Raw genomic sequence first — 16,193 nt, 5'->3', positions numbered from 1 at the left:
CTTGTTCCGCACTCTGTCCTACGGCCCTCCGACGCCGCGGCGGTGCGGAACGTTCGCGTCTAGCGGGCGGCCGTCTGGAACGTGCGCCGGTAGGCCTGCGGAGAGACCCCGATCGCAGCGTGCAGGTGCTGGCGCAGGGAGGCGCCCGTCGCGAAGCCGACGTGGCCCGCGATCTGGTCGACCGACAGGTCACTGGACTCCAGCAGATGCCGGGCGCGGGCGATGCGCTGCTGGACGATCCAGCGGCCGGGGCTGAGGCCGACCTCCTCGTTGAAGCGGCGGGCGAAGGTGCGCAGGCTCATCCGGGCGTGCGCGGCGAGGTCGGAGAGGGTGAGCGGTTCGTCGAGGCGTTCCAGGGCCCAGGCGCGGGTCGCGGCGGTGCTCGCGGCACCGCTCTCCGGCACCGGCTGCTCGATGTACTGGGCCTGGCCGCCGTCCCGGAAGGGCGGTACCACGCAGCGGCGGGCCACGGCGTTGGCCAGCTCGCTGCCGTGGTCGGTGCGCACGATGTGCAGGCAGACGTCGACGCCGGAGGCGGCACCCGCGGAGGTGAGGATGCGGCCGTCGTCGACGAAGAGGACCTCCGGATCGAGGTCCACGTGCGGATACCTGCTCCGGAACAGGTCGACAACGCACCAGTGCGTGGTGGCCTTGCGACCGTCCAGCAGGCCTGCCGCGGCGAGGACGAAGGCGGCCGTGCAGATGGAGACGATCCGTGCGTCCGGGCGGATCCTGGCCAGCGCCGCGGCGACCTCGGCGGGGAGCTCAGCGGGGATGTGCGGGATCGCCATGGAGGCGACCACCACCGTGTCGGCCGTGGCAAGGATCTCGGGGCCGTGCTCGACACTGACCGTGAAGTCCGCGTTGGTACGCACCGGTTGACCGTCGACGGTGCAGGTCAGCACCTCGTACCGGCCGTCGGCCGCGCCGAAGATCCGGCTCGGGATACCGAGCTCGAAGGGGTAGACGCCGTCGAGGGCCAGTACGACCACTCGCTCCACTCGCTGTTCACCACGCATGGCACGATCCTATCGGATGTTGGCAATCATGCCATTTTCCTGCCGGGCGACTCCGGGCAGGCTGGGTGACCATGAGCGATGTGAACACGATGCGAGCCATCAGCCAGGACGTCCTCGGCGGTCCCGAGGTCCTCAGGGAAGTGCAGGCGCCGCGCCCCGAGCCGCGTACCAACGAGGTGCTGGTCCGCGTGCGCGCCGCCGGCGTCAATCCGACCGACTGGAAGCACCGCGCGACCGGCGGTTTCCTCGGCGAACCGCCCTTCGTCCTGGGCTGGGACGTCTCCGGCACGGTCGAGGCGGTCGGAATCGGTGTCGCCCGGTTCAAGCCCGGCGACGAGGTCTTCGGCATGCTGTCGTACCCGTTCGGCCACGGCTCGCACGCCGAGTACGTCACCGGTCCGGCGCGCTGGTTCGCGCACAAGCCGGCCTCGATCGACCACACCGAGGCGGGCGCGCTGCCGCTGGTCTCCCTGACCGCCTGGCAGGCCCTGGTGGAGTACGCCGATGTCCAGCCGGGGCAGCGGGTACTGGTCCACGCGGCGGCCGGCGGGGTCGGGCATGTGGCCGTGCAGATCGCCAAGGCCCGCGGCGCGTATGTGATCGGCACGGCGAGCGCCGGCAAGCACGACTTCCTGCGCGAGATCGGGGTGGACGAGGCGATCGACTACCGGGAGACGGACTTCACCGAGGCCGTGAAGGACGTGGACGTCGTCCTGGACACGCTCGGCGGGGACACCTCGACGAACTCGCTGCGTGTGCTGCGCCCCGGCGGGATCGTCGTCTCGATCCTGCCCGTCGGTTCGAAGGACTTCCACGAGGAGGCGGAGCGGCTCGGTGTGCGGGCGTTGCGCATGCTGGTGGACGCCTCGCACAGCGGTCTGAAGGCGATCGCGGAGCTGGTGGAGGCGGGGAAGTTGCGCCCCGCGATCGCCGGTACCTTCCCCCTGGCCGATGCCGCCGAGGCACACAGGCTCGGCGACACCGGCCGGACCACGGGGAAGCTGGTCCTCACCGTCGACTGAGTCAGAACGTCAGCACGGGCTTGATCGCCTTGCCCGCGCCCATGTCCCGCACCGCCTGGTCGATGTCCGCGAACGGATAGGTGCTGATCAGGCGGTGCAGCGGAAGCCGTCCCTCCTTCACCAGCTGCACCAGGGACGGGATGAACGACTGTGTCTCGGCGTCGCCCAGGGTGAGGCCGACGACCTGCTTGCCGCCCAGCAACCCGTTGACGTCCAGGGCGACCTCGCTGCCGAAGGGCGGCGCCCCTACGACGACCAGGGTGCCGCGGGCGGCGAGCGCGTCGACGCCCTGGCGCAGCACGGCGACGCTGCCGGTGGTTTCGACGGCACCGTCGGCGCCCTGGCCGCCGGTGATCTCCGCGAGCGCCTCGCTGAGGTCGGCCTCGCCGACGTTGACGGTGTGGGTGGCGCCCAGCTCCTTGGCGAGCGAGAGGCGTTCGCCGACCTTGTCGACGGCGACGATCCGGGTGGCGGGGGTCAGCGCGGCGGCCATCACGGCGGACAGGCCGACGGCGCCGGCGCCGAGGACGACGATCGTGCTGCCCGTCACGGGCTTCAGCACGTTCCACACGGCGCCCACTCCGGTCTGCACCCCGCAGCCCAGCGGTGCGATCGACTCCAGCGGTACGTCCGCGTCGACCTTGACGAGGCTGCGCTCGTCCACCAGCGCCCGCTCGGCGAAGGAGGACTGGCCGAAGAAGTGGCCGCCGAGCGGGGTGCCGTCCCGGCTGATGGTGGAGGTGCCGTCGGCGCGGCTGCCGCCGATCAGGTTCAGCGGCAGCCAGGTCGCGCAGTACGCGGGGTGGCCGCCGTGGCAGTTGCGGCACTCCCCGCAGGAGGTGAAGGACAGCACGACGTGGTCGCCGGGCGCGATGCCGGTGACGGCCGGGCCGACGGCCTCGACGACACCGGCGCCCTCGTGGCCGAGCACGCCCGGCAGCGGGAAGGGCAGACCGCCGCTCGCGACCCCGAGGTCGGTGTGGCACAGGCCGGCGGCCACCATGCGGACGACCGCCTCATGGGGCCCGGGCTCGTCGAGCTCGACGTCGGCGAGGGTGAAGGGCGCTCCGCCCGACTCGACGACCGCGGCACGGGTGGGGATGGACATCGTACGAACTCCCTTGATTCTCGGACGAGTTGAGCCGTGCGGGTTCAGTCGAGCGAGACGACGACGGACTTGACCCTGGTGTAGGCGGCGAGGGCCTCGGGCCCGTACTCACGGCCGAAGCCGGAGTCCTTGACGCCGCCGAAGGGCACCGCGGGGTCGAGCATGGCCCAGTCGTTGATCCAGACGATGCCCGCCTGGAGGCGGTCGGCGACGCGGTGGGCGCGGGCGAGGTTGCTGGTCTGGATGCCCGAGGCCAGGCCGTACGGAGTGGAGTTGGCGAGCTCGACGGCCTCGTCCTCGGTGTCGAAGGGCTGCACGGTCAGGACCGGGCCGAAGATCTCCTCCTGGACGACGCGGGAGTCGTTGGTGAGGTCGGCGATGACGGTGGGCTTGTAGTAGTAGCCGCCGTCGAGGTCGAGCCGTTCTCCGCCGCAGACGATGCGGCCGCCCTCCTTGCGGGCGATGTCGACGTATTCCTCGACCTTCTTCAGGTGCTTCTCCCCCGCCATCGGTCCGACGACGGTCTCTGGGTTGCGCGGGTCGCCGACCGGTACGCCGGGGACGGCGTCGGCGAGGATGCCGAGGAGGGTGCTGTAGACGGGGCGGGCCACCAGCAGGCGGGGGCCGCCCATGCAGAACTGGCCGGTGTTGAAGACGAAGGCCTTGATGACCGCGCCGACGGCCTTCTCCAGGTCGGCGTCCTCGAAGACGATGTGGGCGGCGTTGCCGCCGAGTTCCATGGTGACCGGCTTGAGGGCCTCGCCCGCGGCGGCGGCCACATGGCGGCCGATCGCGGTGGAGCCGGTGAAGGCGACCTTGTCGACGCCGCGGTGGCGCAGCAGGGCCTCGCCGGCGACCGGGCCGGTGCCGGTGACGACGTTGACCACACCGTCGGGGACGCCCGCCTGCTGGAGCAGCTTGGCCATGTACAGGGCGCTGAGCGGGGTCTCGTCGGCCGGCTTGTGCACCACGGTGTTGCCGGCCGCGAGGGCGGGGCCGATCTTCGAACCGGCCAGGATGAGCGGGAAGTTGAAGGGCGTGATCGCGGCGACCACGCCGATCGGCTCGCGCTTGGTGTAGGCGAGGGCGTTCATCGGGGTGTCGCGGACGGCGCCGTCCAGCGAGTAGGCGAGCGCGGCGAAGTGCTCGTAGTCGTTGGCCGCGTTGGTGATGTCGACGGCGTGGCACAGCGAGATGGGCTTGCCGACGTCGAGGCTCTCCAGGCGGGCCAGTTCCTCGGCGTTCTCGCGGATCAGCTCGGCGACGCGGTGCAGGATCCGGCCGCGCTCGCGGCCGCTCAGCCCGGACCAGGCGCCGCCGTCGAAGGCCTCCCGGGCGGCGCGCACGGCCGCGTCCACGTCGGCGGCGCCCGCCTCCGCGACGGTGGTGACGACCGCGCCCCGGGACGGGTCGACCACCTCGGTGCGCGCTCCGTCGGCGGCCTCGCGCCACTGGCCCCCGACAAACAGCCGTCCGGGTTCGATCTCGAAGGTGGTCATCACCACTCCTCAGCCTCATTGCCAAGACTTCAACAAACAGGATTCCTGTTGGTTCGCAGTTTCATTACAGACAGGTTTCCTGTCAATGCTCTAGGCTGAACTCATGCTCGAAACCCAGGCGACCAAGACCTCTCCGTCCCTGCTCTACATGGTGAAGCAGGTGGAGCTGGTGGTGCGCTCACACCTGGACGAGCTGGTCAAGCCGTCCGGGATCACCGCGCTGCAGTACACGGCGCTCACCGTCCTGGAGCGGCACGACGGACTGTCGGCCGCACAGCTCGCCCGGGACTCGTTCGTCACCGCCCAGTCCATCGCCGATCTCGTACGGTCCCTGGAGAGCCGCGGGCTGGTGCGCCGGGAGCGCAATCCGCGCAACCGGCGCGAGCTGCTGATCCTGCTGACGGACGCCGGCCGGGAGCTGCTGGAGCAGTTCGCGGCGCCCGTGCGGGAGCTGGAGGAGCGGATGGTCAGGGATCTCACGGCGCACCAGACGGAGCAACTGCGCCAGGCACTCACCAAGGCCTGGCACGCACTGTCGTAGACCCGGCCACGCCCACCGTGGGAGCGCTTCCGCGCAATTCGAAGACATATGTCAATCGAACATGCTCAAATTCACTCCATCGAGGGTAACTTGCAGGGCGGAGCAGGTTGGAGGCGATGTCGTCGTGCACCAGGAGCCCGCACCGCTGACCCGGCATCTGCGTGTCCACCAGCACCGGGGCCACACGGTGCTGGAGTTCCGCGGTGAGATCGACATCGCCGCGGCCCTGGAGATCGCCCCCGTTCTGGACCGGGTCACGGCACGCCCGGACGTCCGCCTGGTGATCGACCTGCGGCCGGTCGACTTCTTCGACTGCTCCGGATTACGCCTGCTCTACCGGGCCCGCGCCCGGGTCCTCGACCAGGACGGCGAGCTGCGGCTCGTCTGCACGCACCCGCTCGCCCTGCGCATCATGCGGGTCACCGGACTGACCCGGCTGCTGCCCGCACATCCGACGCTGGACGCGGCCCTGGGGCAGCCCGAGGCCACGTCCGGGTCGTTGTGAGGCTCCCTACTTGAGGATCTTGGTGACCTGACCCGCGCCGACCGTCCGGCCGCCCTCACGGATGGCGAACTTCAGGCCCTCCTCCATGGCGATCGGCTGGATCAGCACGACATGGATGCTGGTGTTGTCGCCCGGCATGACCATCTCGGTGCCCTTGGGCAGGGTCACCACACCGGTGACGTCCGTGGTGCGGAAGTAGAACTGCGGGCGGTAGTTCTCGAAGAACGGCGTGTGCCGGCCGCCCTCGTCCTTCGACAGGATGTACGCCTGCCCCTCGAACTCCGTGTGCGGGGTGACCGTGCCGGGCTTGATGACGACCTGTCCGCGCTCCACGTCCTCGCGCTTGACACCGCGGAGCAGCAGTCCGACGTTCTCGCCGGCCCGGCCCTCGTCGAGCAGTTTGCGGAACATCTCGATGCCGGTGACGGTGGTCTTCGTCTTGTGCTCGTGGATGCCGATGATCTCGACCTCGTTGTTGACGTGCAGCACTCCGCGCTCGATCCGGCCGGTGACGACGGTGCCGCGGCCGGTGATGGTGAAGACGTCCTCGATCGGCATGAGGAACGGCTTGTCCACGTCCCGCTGCGGCTCGGGGACCGCCGTGTCCACGGCGTCCAGCAGGTCCAGCACCGACCGGGTCCACTGCTCGTCGCCCTCCAGGGCCTTGAGTGCGGAGACCCTGACGACCGGGACGTCGTCGCCGGGGAACTCGTACTCGGTGAGCAGCTCGCGCACCTCCAGCTCGACCAGTTCCAGGATCTCCTCGTCGTCCACCATGTCGGTCTTGTTGAGGGCGACGACGATGTAGGGCACACCCACCTGCCGGGCCAGCAGCACATGCTCCTTGGTCTGCGGCATGGGCCCGTCCGTGGCCGCCACGACCAGGATCGCGCCGTCCATCTGGGCGGCGCCCGTGATCATGTTCTTGATGTAGTCCGCGTGTCCGGGGCAGTCGACGTGCGCATAGTGCCGGCGCTCGGTCTGGTACTCGACGTGGGCGATCGAGATCGTGATGCCGCGCTGCCGCTCCTCGGGCGCCTTGTCGATCTGGTCGAACGGCGTGAACGGGTTCAGGTCGGGAAACCTGTCGTGCAACACCTTGGTGATGGCCGCCGTGAGCGTCGTCTTCCCGTGGTCGATGTGACCGATCGTGCCGATGTTCACGTGCGGCTTGGTCCGCTCGAGCTTCGCCTTCGCCACTGCAACCCCTCCTGAGCATCCCTGTGATGCCGAGCGTTGCTCGCTACCTCATGTCTATTCGCTTCGCGGCGCGTCGAACAGGGCGCTGACGGACTCGCCGTTGTGAATGCGCCGTACGGCCTCGGCGAGGGCGGGGGCGATGGACAGGATCCGCAGCTTCTCGGTGCGCTCGTCCTCCGGGACCGGGACGGTGTTGGTGCACACGATCTCCAGTACGTCGGGCTGCTCCCCGATCCGCTTGAGCGCGCCGGCCGCGAACAGGCCGTGCGTACAGGCCACCCGGATGGACCGTGGCCCCAACTCCCGCAGCCGGTCCAGCAGTTCGAGAACGGTGCTGCCCTTGGCGATCTCGTCGTCCAGGACGATGACGTCCCGGTCGGTGACCTCGCCGATCACGGAGCTGATGGAGACCCGGTCGTCCGCGTACCGCTGCTTGGCGCCGGCGGCGACCTGGGCTCCGATCATCCGGGCGAAGGCGGCCGCCTCCTTGGCGTTGCCGAGGTCCGGCGAGACTACGGTCGTGCGGGACAGGTCGTACTGCCGGAAGTACGCCGCCAGTTCACGCCGGGCGTGCAGATGGTCGACCGGTACCGAGAAGAAGCCGTGCACCTGCGGCGAGTGCAGCGTCATGGCGAGGACTCGGCTCGCGCCCGCCGCGACCATCAGGTCCGCGACGAGCCGGCCGCCCAGGGAGATCCGGGGTGCGTCCTTCTTGTCGGAGCGGGCGTAGGAATAGTGCGGCATGACGACGGAGATCCGCGCCGCCGAGGCGCCGCGGGCCGCATCGCACATCAGCAGCAGTTCCACGAGGTGCTCCTGGACCGGCCGGACCAGCGGCTGGATCAGGAAGACGTCCCGCTCACGGCAGTTCGCCTGCAGCTGCACCTCCAGGCAGTCGTTGGCGAAACGGCTGACCCGGGTGGGGCTGAGCGGCACACCCAGATGCGCACAGACCTCCGCGGCCAGGTCGGGGTGGGCGCTGCCGCTGAACACGGAGATGTCTCGCACGATCCGCTCCTCGCGTGATCATTCCGGGGGACGCGTTCATGCTACTGACCGCGGAAATTCGGTTGCGGTGCGCCACCGGCCGCGCGCCATGATGTCCCGGTCCGAGTCCCTCACCTCAGGAGATCCCATGCGCCGACTCCTCGGAACCAACCAGCGCCCCCATCGGCCCACGGTTCTCGAGGACTCGACCCCGCATGAACACCCTGAACATCGGCATTCTCGCCCACGTCGACGCCGGTAAGACCAGCCTCACCGAGCGGCTGCTGTTCGACCACGGAGCGATCGACCGGCTCGGCAGCGTCGACGGCGGTGACACCCGTACGGACGACGGCGCGATCGAGCGGCAGCGCGGCATCACCATCCGCTCCGCCGTCGCCGCGTTCACCGTCGGCGACACCCAGGTCAACCTCATCGACACCCCTGGGCACTCCGACTTCATCGCCGAGGTCGAGCGCGCCCTGGAGGTCCTGGACGGGGCGGTCCTGCTGCTGTCCGCCGTGGAGGGCGTGCAGGCACAGACGAGGGTGCTGATGAGGACCCTGCGGCGGCTGCGGCTGCCCACGCTCGTCTTCGTCAACAAGATCGACCGTGCCGGCGCCCGGTCCACGGGCCTGCTGACCGACATCCGGCGCAGGCTCACGCCGGACGTCGCTCCGCTCACGGACGTGACGGGCATCGGCACCGCCGACGCCCGCGTGACCGTACGTCCGCCCGGGGATCCGCAGCTGGCCGAGGCGCTCGCCGAGGTCGACCCGGAGGTCCTCGCGGCGCTCGTCGACGGCCCCGCGCCCACGCCCGACGACCTGCGCAAGGCGCTCGCCGCGCGCACCGCCGACGGCTCGTTCCACCCCGTCCTCTTCGGCTCGGCCCTCGGCGGACAGGGCGTCGCCGAGCTCGTCGAGGGCGTGGTCGGGCTGATCCCGCCGGCACCGTCGGCCGAGGGCACCGGCCCGCGGGGCACGGTGTTCGCGGTACGCCCCGGCCCTGGCGGCGAACGCACGGCGTATCTGCGGCTCTACGACGGCGAGGTGACCCCGCGTCAGCGCCTCACCCTGCTGCGACGCGAGGCCGACGGCCGCACCACGGAGGTCTCCGGACGGGTGAACCGCCTCGAGGTCATCGGCCGGGACGGGCCGCTCACCGCGGGGAACATCGCGGCGATCGGCGGCCTCGGCGGGGTACGGGTGGGTGACCGGCTCGGTGAACTCACCGACCGCGCCCCGCAGTTCGCGCCCCCCACGCTGGAGACCGTGGTCCGTGCCCGCCGCCCAGGGCAGGCGGCCCACCTGCGCACGGCGCTCCTGGCCCTCGCCGACCAGGACCCGCTGATCCACGCCGGGCCGGCGCCCGCGGGGGCCACCGCGCTGCTCCTCTACGGCGAGGTCCAGATGGAGGTGATCGCGGCGATGCTCGCCCAGGACTTCGGCGTCGAGGCCGACTTCGAGCCGGGCCGGGTGCGCTTCCTCGAGCGGCCGCGGGGCGTGGGCGAAGCCTGCGCGGAGATGCCATGGCACCTGGGCACGCGGTACTGGGCGACCGTCGGGCTGCGTGTGGAGCCCGGACCGCGCGACTCGGGTGGGTTGTTCACGTACGAGACGGAACTCGGCGCACTCCCCCGCGCCTTCCACCAGGCGATCGAGGACACGGTGCACACGAGCATGCTGGCCGGGCTGTCCGGGGCGCCGGTGACGGACTACCGGGTGACGCTGATCCGCTCCGGCTACTGCTCGCCGATCAGCACGGCGGCCGACTTCCGCGGCCTCACCCCGATCGTGCTGCGCCGCGCGCTGGAGGCGTCGGGGACCCGGCTGCACGAGCCGTACCACGCGTTCGAGACGGAGGTCCCGCTCGACGCGCTCGCTCCGGTGACCGCCGAACTCGCCTCGTTCGGAGCGGAGTTCACCGGCACCACGCCCGGCTCGTCGTCCTGGCTGATCACCGGCGAGCTGCCGGCCCGCCGGGTGCAGGAGGTCGAGCTACGGCTGCCGGGGCTCACACAGGGCGAGGGTGTGTGGTGGTCGCGTCCGTCGGGTGACCGAGCGCTGCGGTGAGCTGTGCGGCTGATGGCCGTCGGGCGTGTGCCGCCCCGTTGTGGCCGGTCGCGCCCGCGCGGCGGAGCCGCACATTGATACAGCCCCGCCCCCCTACGGGGCCCGGCCGAAGCCGCCGCAGGTCATCGCGCCCCGTTCACCACGACACCGGCACGGAGCTCAACGGCCGTCGGGCGTGTGCGGCCTTGATGTGGTTGCTCGCGCAGTTCCCCGCGCCGCTATGGGCGCGGCCCAACCCGCCGCAGGCCGTCGCGCCCCGTCAGGGCCCGTTCACCACGACACCGGCAGGTGCCTCGGGCTTCGTGTCATCTGGCCCTCTCGCCACTCGATCGTCCCGGAGGTGAACTCGGCGCGGAGGCCCGGGAAGCGTGCCGCCAGGCGGTGCAGGGCAAGGCCGAGTTCCAGGCGGGCCAGCCAGGCGCCGAGGCAGTGGTGGGGGCCCGCGCCGAAGATGACGCTGGGGGCGGTCAGCGGGGTGAACAGGTCCGGTGGGCCGGGCGGGAACACGTCGGGGTCGCGGCTGGCGGCGTTGGTCTGGACGGCGACCACGCTGCCCGCCCGGATCGTCACGCCGCCGACCTCGGTGTCCTCGACGGCGCGGCGGATCAGGCCGGGCAGCAGCCGCCCCTCGCTGAGCGGGACGGCCCGCAGCAGCTGTTCGACCGCGACGGCCGCCTTCTCCTCGTCCTCGGCGAGTCCGCGCCAGGCCTCCTGACGGTCGGTGAGGAGGTAGACGACCATGTTGCCGAGCGCCGTCATGGTGGTCTCGTGGCCCGCGACCACCAGTCCGCACACCAGGGTGACCAGTTGCCGTTCGTCGATGGCCAGGCTGTCGCCTGCCGCCACCAGGCCGCTCACCAGGTCGTCGCCGGGGGTCTTGCGCCGCTGGGCGACCAGATCGGCGGCGAACTCCCCGAACTCGTGCATGGCGGCGACGACTTGCTCGCGGGTGTGCGCCCCGCCGGAGAGGGCGTGGTCGGCCCAGTGGCGGATGCGCTCGCGGTCCACGTGGTCGAGCCCCATCAGCCGGGAGATGACGGAGACGGGCAGCGGGCGGGTGAAGCCCTCGATGATGTCCGCGGGACGCTCCTGCGCGGCGAAGTCGTCGAGGAGACTCTCCACCACCGAGGCCACCCAGGGCCGCCAGCGGGCGATCGCGCGGGGCGTGAACGCCCGCTGGACGGTGCCGCGCAGCCGTTGATGGGCCTCGCCGTCCTGGTTGAGGAGCCCGTTCGGGTCGTCCAGCAGGTTCGGTACGACGAGCAGCGGCGGAGCGTCCTCGGCGTGCAGGGAACTCCTGTTGAACCGGGGGTCCATGAGGACCTGGCGTACGTCGGCATGGCGGGTCACCAGCCACACCGGGGTGCCGGTGGCGAGGGTGACCGAACGGGGCGGTCCGGGCTCGGGGAGGTCGATGCGGTGCATGGGGCAGAGGGGCCGGGAGGTGCTGTGTGTACTCATCCGGGACTCCAGGCGCGCCGGTACGGAGAGTTCTCCACGCTAGTGCGCCCCGCATGCCTCCGTCAGCGGCGTCATTCGGCCAACGGCGGGGTCTGGCAAGGGCTTTGGGGGGCATGCGCACTGTAGGAAGGAGGGCCGTCGCCATGACGACTCCCATCAGGCGCGTGTCCAGGCGCATGCCCGGCTGGGCGAAGGCGGTGAGCGCCGTCGTACTGGTGCTCGTGGTGTTCTTCGCCGGGATCCGGCTGAGTGTGCTCCCTGGCCTCAAGGACCTGTTCGGCACCGAAACGCACGACCGCTCGGGACCCGCACTGCTCCAGTCCATCCAGGACATGAGCCGTTACGACGCCGCCTCCGGCAACTTCCAGGTCGTCGTCGACCTGGAAAAGGACACCAAGTACCTGCCCGACGCGATCCGCGGCTCCCGCACGCTGTACATCGGTGCGGGCACCGTCGACGCCTACGTCGACCTCGGCAAGGTCGGCAAGGACGACGTGACGGTCAACGGCGACCGTACGTCCGCCACACTCCGGCTGCCGCACGCGGTGCTCGGCAAGCCGGCCCTCGACCCGGACCGCTCCTACGCCGTCTCCAAGCAGCGCGGTCTCCTCGACCGGCTCGGCGACCTGTTCTCGGACAATCCCAACAGCGAGCAGGCCGTGCAGAAACTCGCGGTCAAGCACATCGGTGAGGCGGCGAAGGACAGCGGCCTGACCCGGCGCGCCGAGACCAACACCACGGACATGCTCGACGGTCTGCTGCGGTCCCTCGGTTTCAAGGAGGTGCATGTCAGCTACGGCGGCTGATCAGCCGCCCCCCGACACCCCGGGCAGGGCGAGGGCGCCGAGCAGTGCGGCCCCCACCAGGACCCAGGCCACGTAGTCGCCGACGTGCCCGGACTGCAGGCGCCGCAGCGGCAGCGCCCAGTCCGGCGCGGCGAGCAGCTCGGGGCGGGTGACGGCGACGGCGGCGAGGCCCACGGCGAGCAGGGTCGAGGCCAGGCCCAGAAGCACGCCGGGCAGGGTCCACTGCGGGGTGGAGACCACCACCCCGCCGGACCCCGCCTCGCTCATCGCGTGCGCCACGAGCCCGGCGAAGCCGGGGACCACACCGACGGCCAGCGCGGCGGCGAGCAGCACGGTGGGGACGACCGTCATCGGGCCCGGGACCCGGCTGACGCGGTGGCCGGTCTCGGGCTCCTCTCCGGTACCGGTCGTCTCGTACTCGCCGTGGTCGGGCGGCGTCGGCCCGAGGCCGAGGAAGACGCGGGCGGCGACCCGCAGCACCGCGCCGGCGGTCACCGCGCTCGCGGCGACGTACACGACGGAGAGGGGGCCGCCCACGGCCTCCTCCGCGACGGACTTGCCGAGTGCCGTGCCGAACGGGGGCAGCCCGGCGAGACCGAGGGCCCCGGCGGCGTACAGGACGGCGACCCCGCGCAGCCGCCGGGCGCGTCCGTGCAGGGCGTGTTCGTCGACGCTGCCGTACCGGTCGAGGAGGACGCCGGTGCAGGCGAACAGCGCGGCCTTCACACCGGCGTGGCCGAGGACGTACAGCGCGACCCCGTCGTCCGCCTCGGGGGTCAGCACGCCGATCCCGATGAGGAAGAGGCCGGTGTGGGCCACGGTCGAGTACGCGAGCAGCCGTTTGAGGTGCCGCTGGTACCAGCACATGACGGCGCCGATCACGGCCGTCAGCACACCGAGCACGACGAGCATCCGCGTCAGGGCCCCGGCCGGCACCCCGCCGGGCCCGGAGAACATGCTCCCGTACACCCGCCACACGCCGTACGTGCCGAACTCGACCATCACGCCCGACAGCAGCATGCACACGGGCGTCGGCGCGACGGCGTGGGCGTCGGGCAGCCAGAAGTGGAAGGGCAGGGCGGCCGCCTTGACCAGCAGTCCGGTGAGGACCAGGACGAACCCGGCGAGGACGAGGGCATCAGGGCCGCCGTGCCGGTCGAGGCCGCGCCCGATCTGGGACATCGCCAGTTCGCCGGTGCGGGCGTAGAGCAGCCCGATGCCCATGAGCATGGCGTACGCGCCGAGCGAGGTGACGACCGCGAAGGTCAGCGCGCCCTGGACGGCCTTGGCCTCCTCGACGCGGGTGCCGGTCAGGGCGTAGGCGACGACGCTCATCAGCTCGAACCAGACGAACATGTTGAACAGGTCGCCGGCGAGGGCGAAGCCGCACATGCCGCCCTGGAAGAGCAGCATCAGCGCGGGGAAGGAGCCCGCGTGGCGGCGGGGCGGTTCCTCGAAGTAGTGCCAGGAGTACGCCAGTGCGGCCAGCGTCAGCAGTGAGGCGAGCGCGGCCATGCCGAGTCCCGGCCCGTCGCCGGTCAGGACGATGCCGACGCTCTCGCCGTTCACGGGCTGCCAGCCGCCGACCCACTCGGTCATGGGTGGCGAGGAGTTGAGCAGCAGCACGATCGCGAGTCCGGCCGTGCCTGCGGAGACGGCGCACCCGGCGGACTCGGCGACCACACGGGGCAGCCTGCGGCCCGCGGCGACCAGGAGGGCGGCCCCCAGCAGGGGCACGGCGACGACGAGGGGGAGCAGGTCGTTCATCAGCCGCGCAGCTCGGAGAGTTCGTCGGGGTCGACGGTGCCGTGCCGCTTGGCGATCTGCATGACGAGCGCGAGCAGCAGCGCGGTGACGGTGGCGCCGACGACGACGTCGGTGAGGGTGAGCGCCTGCACCACGGGGTCCACGACCGGTCGGGAGCCGGGTTCGATGTCGGAGAACACGGGCGCGGTGGCGCCGTCGCGGTAGCCCACGGACAGCAGCAGCACATAGGTGCCGGCCTGGCACACGGACAGGCAGCCGACGGCGTGGATCAGGTTGCGGCTGGTGGCCAGGCCGTAGCAGCCGGCCAGGAAGACCCAGGCGGCGACCAGGTACGGCAGGACATCCATCACGGCTCTCATGTGCCGCTCTCCTCCTCGATCTCGACGGCCTGGTCCAGGAAGTGGGCGAGCAGCACGACGACCGCGCTGGCGACCTCCATGCCGATGGCCGCGTTCAGCAGCGGGACGGTGCCGCCGGAGGACAGCGTGTTGAAGGTGCCGTACGGCAGCAGCGTGTTGGCGAGGAAGGCGGTGCCTCCGATCAGTCCCGCGATGCCCATGACGAGGTAGCCGGAGGCGGCGAGGGCGTCGGAGACCTCGAAGGCGCCGATCGGCCTGATGCGTTCCAGGGCCGCGTAGTCGGCGCCCAGGTAGAGCAGGTGCAGGGCGGTCGCGGCGACCACTCCGCCCTGGAAGCCGCCGCCGGGGCTGAGCTGGCCGTGGGCGATGACGTACAGGCCGCTGAGCAGGGCGACGGGCAGGACGACGAGGGCGTAGCGGCGGACCGGCAGGTCGACCTCGGCGGGTTCGGGGCGGGCGCGGTGTTCGTCGCGGGTCTGGCGCAGCAGCATCACGCAGCCGAGGACGGCGGAGAACAGGATGGTCATCTCGCCGAGGGTGTCGAAGGCGCGCTGGTCGAAGTTGACGGAGGAGATGGTGTTGGCGGTCCGCCGGGCCAGGGAGGCGTGCACGGCGCGGTCGCCGTAGGGGTGGCGGTCGCCACCGAAGTGCGGCAGGTCCAGGCAGGCGGCGACGAGCAGGGCGGCCAGGCCCGCGCCGCCCGCGAGCAGCACCCACAGCCGGGCGCGCCGGGTCACCGTTCACGCTCCTTGCCCTGGCCGCGCCGCCGGACCTTGCGGACGGTGAGCATCAGCAGCAGCGGTGTCAGCGCGGAGCCGACGGCCAGTTGGGAGAGTCCGACGTCGGGCGCCTGGAGAACGGTGAACAGGGCGGCGAGGACGACACCCAGGAGGGACAGGACGAGGGCCTGGCGCATGGGGTCGCGGGTGGCCACGGCCGCGGTCGCGCAGGCCGCGACCAGCAGCAGTGCCACGACGATCACCGCGTCAGCCACCGCGGACCCCCCGGAACCCGCCGGCCAGGGCCCGCGAGGCGATGATGTTCCCGCTGATCAGCAGGGCGCCGATGACGAGCAGTTTCACCATGGCGCGGCCGGGGCCGGTGGCGATGCACAGGGCGGTCACGGCGGCCGCGCCGAGACCGGCGACCGTCAGGGTGGGGCCCCAGGCGCGGGGCGGGTCCTCGGCGATTTCCTCGGCGAGCAGCCGGGCGAAGACGAGGGTGCCGACGGGGCCGAGCAGGGCCAGGACGAGGCCGAGGTCGACGTAGGAGGGGCGGTCGTAGGCCTGGGAGAGGAGCAGCAGGCTCGGGCAGGCGAGTGCGGTGGACAGGTTCTGGGCCACGACCCGGCGGCGCAGCGGACCGGTGGTGACGCCCCACAGCGCGGTGCCCAGTCCGCCGGCGAGGCCGACGGCGGCGGCGAGCGTCCAGCCGTTCACGTCCCGCTCACCGCCCGTCGAGCGCCACGGGCCGCGAAGGCGCCCACGCAGGCGCAACTCGCGCCGACGACGAGTTCCAGGGTGTCGACGGTGCTGATGAGGACCAGCCACAGCAGGCCGAGCGTGATCCACCAACCCAGCAGCTCGGCCACGGTGAACAGGGCCGTTCGCGGGGTCATGCGCCACCTCCTCGGGCTCTGCTCGCACACCGTCACGGGCGGGATGTCCGGTACGTCCGTCCCGCGGCATCCAAACACCGCGGCGGGCGCCCCGGGTGGCGGCGCGCTGGCTTCCACCGCCGGAGTGCCCCTACGGCAGGAAGGGAAACCGCGGGGCAGCTCGAGCGAAGTCGGCCCGACGGCGGCATTCTCGGCTCGCAAGCGGGTAACCGCCCTACAACGCAGGGAA

17 protein-coding genes are annotated in these 16,193 nt (G+C 71.5%); 5 read left to right on the top strand and 12 right to left on the bottom strand.

The window, feature by feature from the left end; translation table 11 throughout:
• Nucleotides 1-59: 59 nt before the first annotated feature.
• Nucleotides 60-1,019 (bottom strand): GlxA family transcriptional regulator, encoded by a 960-nt coding sequence (locus tag ACIBW9_RS26890; protein WP_398959215.1) that lies wholly within the window; start codon nt 1,017-1,019, stop codon nt 60-62.
• A gap of 71 nt (nt 1,020-1,090) precedes the next feature.
• Here ACIBW9_RS26890 and ACIBW9_RS26885 point away from each other — a divergent pair, with 71 nt between their 5' ends.
• Nucleotides 1,091-2,041 carry an NADP-dependent oxidoreductase gene (locus ACIBW9_RS26885; protein ID WP_398959213.1) on the top strand — a complete coding sequence of 317 codons (951 nt, stop codon included), beginning with the start codon at nt 1,091-1,093 and terminating at the stop codon, nt 2,039-2,041.
• 1 nt (nt 2,042) lies between these two features.
• On the opposite strand, the gene ACIBW9_RS26880 is transcribed toward ACIBW9_RS26885, so the two are convergent.
• Nucleotides 2,043-3,149, bottom strand: a complete 1,107-nt coding sequence (locus tag ACIBW9_RS26880; RefSeq protein WP_398959211.1) for an NAD(P)-dependent alcohol dehydrogenase — start codon at nt 3,147-3,149, stop codon at nt 2,043-2,045.
• 44 nt (nt 3,150-3,193) lie between these two features.
• Nucleotides 3,194-4,648 carry an aldehyde dehydrogenase family protein gene (locus tag ACIBW9_RS26875; protein WP_398959209.1) on the bottom strand — a complete coding sequence of 485 codons (1,455 nt, stop codon included), beginning with the start codon at nt 4,646-4,648 and terminating at the stop codon, nt 3,194-3,196.
• Nucleotides 4,649-4,751: 103 nt separating this feature from the next.
• On the opposite strand from ACIBW9_RS26875, the gene ACIBW9_RS26870 reads away from it, so the two are divergent.
• Both ACIBW9_RS26870 and ACIBW9_RS26865 read left to right on the top strand, forming a co-directional pair.
• Complete coding sequence (locus tag ACIBW9_RS26870) at nt 4,752-5,189, top strand: MarR family winged helix-turn-helix transcriptional regulator (protein WP_398959207.1); 438 nt, start codon at nt 4,752-4,754, stop codon at nt 5,187-5,189.
• Between the two features lie 124 nt (nt 5,190-5,313).
• Nucleotides 5,314-5,694, top strand: a complete 381-nt coding sequence (locus ACIBW9_RS26865) for an anti-sigma factor antagonist (protein WP_398959205.1) — start codon at nt 5,314-5,316, stop codon at nt 5,692-5,694.
• Between the two features lie 6 nt (nt 5,695-5,700).
• On the opposite strand, the gene tuf is transcribed toward ACIBW9_RS26865, so the two are convergent.
• Together tuf and ACIBW9_RS26855 are read right to left on the bottom strand one after the other, a co-directional pair.
• The gene (gene tuf / locus ACIBW9_RS26860) at nt 5,701-6,894 is read right to left on the bottom strand and encodes an elongation factor Tu (protein WP_398959203.1); all 1,194 of its coding nucleotides are present in this window, start codon (nt 6,892-6,894) and stop codon (nt 5,701-5,703) included.
• Nucleotides 6,895-6,948: 54 nt separating this feature from the next.
• Nucleotides 6,949-7,902 (bottom strand): ribose-phosphate diphosphokinase, encoded by a 954-nt coding sequence (locus ACIBW9_RS26855; RefSeq protein ID WP_398959201.1) that lies wholly within the window; start codon nt 7,900-7,902, stop codon nt 6,949-6,951.
• Nucleotides 7,903-8,096: 194 nt separating this feature from the next.
• Here ACIBW9_RS26855 and otr(A) point away from each other — a divergent pair, with 194 nt between their 5' ends.
• Nucleotides 8,097-9,953 carry a tetracycline resistance ribosomal protection protein Otr(A) gene (gene otr(A), locus ACIBW9_RS26850; RefSeq protein WP_398959199.1) on the top strand — a complete coding sequence of 619 codons (1,857 nt, stop codon included), beginning with the start codon at nt 8,097-8,099 and terminating at the stop codon, nt 9,951-9,953.
• 270 nt (nt 9,954-10,223) lie between these two features.
• Here otr(A) and ACIBW9_RS26845 read toward each other — a convergent pair whose 3' ends face one another.
• Nucleotides 10,224-11,414, bottom strand: coding sequence for a cytochrome P450 (locus ACIBW9_RS26845; RefSeq protein ID WP_398959197.1), 1,191 nt, complete (start codon nt 11,412-11,414; stop codon nt 10,224-10,226).
• A gap of 143 nt (nt 11,415-11,557) precedes the next feature.
• Here ACIBW9_RS26845 and ACIBW9_RS26840 point away from each other — a divergent pair, with 143 nt between their 5' ends.
• Nucleotides 11,558-12,220 carry a DUF4230 domain-containing protein gene (locus ACIBW9_RS26840; RefSeq protein WP_398959195.1) on the top strand — a complete coding sequence of 221 codons (663 nt, stop codon included), beginning with the start codon at nt 11,558-11,560 and terminating at the stop codon, nt 12,218-12,220.
• Here the strand turns inward: ACIBW9_RS26840 and ACIBW9_RS26835 are convergent, their stop codons facing one another.
• From ACIBW9_RS26835 to ACIBW9_RS26810, 6 genes are read right to left on the bottom strand one after another with little or no spacing between them, the layout of a single operon-like run.
• Nucleotides 12,221-13,987, bottom strand: coding sequence for a complex I subunit 5 family protein (locus ACIBW9_RS26835; protein WP_398959193.1), 1,767 nt, complete (start codon nt 13,985-13,987; stop codon nt 12,221-12,223).
• Entirely contained in the window at nt 13,987-14,334 is a 348-nt protein-coding gene (locus ACIBW9_RS26830; RefSeq protein WP_398959687.1) for a sodium:proton antiporter, read from the bottom strand. Before ACIBW9_RS26830 ends, ACIBW9_RS26835 begins: the two co-directional genes overlap by 1 nt.
• A gap of 8 nt (nt 14,335-14,342) precedes the next feature.
• Nucleotides 14,343-15,083 carry an MnhB domain-containing protein gene (locus ACIBW9_RS26825; RefSeq protein WP_398959191.1) on the bottom strand — a complete coding sequence of 247 codons (741 nt, stop codon included), beginning with the start codon at nt 15,081-15,083 and terminating at the stop codon, nt 14,343-14,345.
• Nucleotides 15,080-15,340, bottom strand: a complete 261-nt coding sequence (locus tag ACIBW9_RS26820; protein WP_398959189.1) for a Na(+)/H(+) antiporter subunit B — start codon at nt 15,338-15,340, stop codon at nt 15,080-15,082. The genes ACIBW9_RS26825 and ACIBW9_RS26820 overlap by 4 nt, the downstream gene beginning before the upstream one ends.
• Nucleotides 15,333-15,785, bottom strand: a complete 453-nt coding sequence (locus ACIBW9_RS26815) for a monovalent cation/H+ antiporter complex subunit F (RefSeq protein WP_351477144.1) — start codon at nt 15,783-15,785, stop codon at nt 15,333-15,335. Before ACIBW9_RS26815 ends, ACIBW9_RS26820 begins: the two co-directional genes overlap by 8 nt.
• Entirely contained in the window at nt 15,782-15,964 is a 183-nt protein-coding gene (locus ACIBW9_RS26810) for a hypothetical protein (protein ID WP_398959187.1), read from the bottom strand. The genes ACIBW9_RS26815 and ACIBW9_RS26810 overlap by 4 nt, the downstream gene beginning before the upstream one ends.
• Nucleotides 15,965-16,193: the final 229 nt, after the last annotated feature.

It is taken from the genome of Streptomyces sp. NPDC049541, assembly GCF_044465725.1.
Lineage (GTDB): Bacteria > Actinomycetota > Actinomycetes > Streptomycetales > Streptomycetaceae > Streptomyces.
The sequence above is the reverse complement of the archived record's forward strand: the minus strand, read 5'-3'. Positions and strand labels throughout refer to the sequence as shown.

Bases quoted from the DNA above. Each gene is read 5' to 3' on its own strand.
- ACIBW9_RS26880 (WP_398959211.1), bottom strand. From the start codon at position 3,149: ATGTCCATCCCCACCCGTGCCGCGGTCGTCGAGTCGGGCGGAGCGCCC.
- ACIBW9_RS26890 (WP_398959215.1), bottom strand. From the start codon at position 1,019: ATGCGTGGTGAACAGCGAGTGGAGCGAGTGGTCGTACTGGCCCTCGAC.
- ACIBW9_RS26870 (WP_398959207.1), top strand. From the start codon at position 4,752: ATGCTCGAAACCCAGGCGACCAAGACCTCTCCGTCCCTGCTCTACATG.
- ACIBW9_RS26810 (WP_398959187.1), bottom strand. From the start codon at position 15,964: ATGACCCCGCGAACGGCCCTGTTCACCGTGGCCGAGCTGCTGGGTTGG.
- ACIBW9_RS26845 (WP_398959197.1), bottom strand. From the start codon at position 11,414: ATGAGTACACACAGCACCTCCCGGCCCCTCTGCCCCATGCACCGCATC.
- ACIBW9_RS26875 (WP_398959209.1), bottom strand. From the start codon at position 4,648: ATGACCACCTTCGAGATCGAACCCGGACGGCTGTTTGTCGGGGGCCAG.
- ACIBW9_RS26885 (WP_398959213.1), top strand. From the start codon at position 1,091: ATGAGCGATGTGAACACGATGCGAGCCATCAGCCAGGACGTCCTCGGC.
- ACIBW9_RS26840 (WP_398959195.1), top strand. From the start codon at position 11,558: ATGACGACTCCCATCAGGCGCGTGTCCAGGCGCATGCCCGGCTGGGCG.
- ACIBW9_RS26835 (WP_398959193.1), bottom strand. From the start codon at position 13,987: ATGAACGACCTGCTCCCCCTCGTCGTCGCCGTGCCCCTGCTGGGGGCC.
- ACIBW9_RS26830 (WP_398959687.1), bottom strand. From the start codon at position 14,334: ATGGATGTCCTGCCGTACCTGGTCGCCGCCTGGGTCTTCCTGGCCGGC.